The 1,372-nt window shown below is 72.2% G+C and carries 1 protein-coding gene and 1 pseudogene; both read left to right on the forward strand.

Going from position 1 to position 1,372, the window contains the following annotated elements; genetic code table 11:
- The first annotated feature begins 249 nt into the window (after positions 1-249).
- Entirely contained in the window at positions 250-957 is a 708-nt protein-coding gene (locus ABZ281_RS49410) for a GNAT family N-acetyltransferase (RefSeq protein WP_356665393.1), read from the forward strand.
- Positions 958-1,109: 152 nt separating this feature from the next.
- Positions 1,110-1,372 (forward strand): annotated as a pseudogene (locus tag ABZ281_RS49415) (hypothetical protein); the annotation flags it as partial.

A 1,372-nucleotide genomic window follows, 5' to 3' on the forward strand; every position in this document is an offset into this window, starting at 1 on the left:
GGCGTCCGGTGCGTGCTCTCGGCGTGCCGGCCGGAAGCCCTCGTACTGGACGTACTCGGGGTTTCGGCCGGTGCGGCGAGTGGGGGTACCCCCTGATCGAGCGGAGTCGAGAGCGTGGGGGAGCGTGCCGGGCGTCGCGACGGGGCGAACGTTGCCTGCCGCGGCACTAGCATGGCTGTCGGCATCCGAAGACGCCGTGCCGGCCTCCTGGCCGGCCGGCACCGGCAGAGGGCAGGAAGGCGCAGCACGATGACGGGGCTCAGCGACGCCGTCGCACTCGAGGACCCGGTGGGCGAGTCGCTCCGCGGGCACCACGCACATCTCGCCCGGCGGCTGGGCGGCGCCCTCAGCTACGTACCCGGAGTCGCGACCTTCTCCGCGCTACCGGCCGAACCGGACGCGGAAGCATGGGCCGACCTGGGGAAGCTGCTGGGGCCGGGCGAGTTCGCCGACATGTTCAGCTGCCCGGCGACGCCGCCGTCCGACTGGGAGCCGGTCTTCGTGATGGAGGGCCGCCAGCTGATCTGGACCGGTGACAGCGGCCCGCACCTGTCTCGCGACGACTTCGGCTCCGGCGTGGTCGAACTCGGCGCGGAGAGCGTGCCCGAGATGCTCGACCTCGTCGAGCGGACCCGCCCCGGACCCTTCTGGCCCCGGACGCATGAGCTCGGCACCTACCTGGGCATCCGCGACGGCGACGCACTGGTGGCTATGGTGGGGGAGCGGCTGAGGCCTCCGGGATGGACCGAGATCAGCGCCGTCTGCACCGCGCCCGAGGCGCGCGGGCAGGGCCATGCGGTCCGCCTGCTGCGCGCGCTCATCGTACGGGTCGTCGCCCGTGGCGACCGTCCCTTCCTGCATGTGGCCGAGGCGAACACCGGCGCGCTCGCACTGTACGAACGGCTCGGCTTCGAGACCCGGAAGCACGTGACGTTCCGCGGGTTCCGCACGCCGTAAGGGGCCGACCCCGCGGAGTGCAAGTCGCCCCTGGTCGCCGCCGGTCGGCGCCCGTGGATTCCGACAAGTCCGAACAGCACATCCCGACGGAATTCTTGACGGCACCTCAGGGACTTCCTACGCTCGCCGAGCCTGGGAGCGCTCCCAGCGTTCTGCGGCACCTGTTCGCGCAACCCCCACTCGTCGCGTACCGCCCCGCCCTCCTCGCCTTCAACGACGCCCCGACCATCATCCTGGTCCTGGTTTTCTCCACCGCCACCACCGACCTGCCCGGGCCCGCTCCCCTCCTGGGTAACCTGCTCTACCAACTCGCGGTCGGCGGCATGCTCGGTGTGCTGATCGGCCGCCTGGGCGCCGCAGCGCTGCGGCACATCGCGCTGCCTGCCACCGGCCTGTACCCGCTGGCCACGGTCGG

The organism is Streptomyces sp. NPDC006265, assembly GCF_040613555.1.
Taxonomy (GTDB): Bacteria; Actinomycetota; Actinomycetes; order Streptomycetales; family Streptomycetaceae; genus Streptomyces.

Coding starts and splice junctions, on each gene's coding strand:
- ABZ281_RS49410 (WP_356665393.1), top strand. CDS start 250: ATGACGGGGCTCAGCGACGCCGTCGCACTCGAGGACCCGGTGGGCGAG.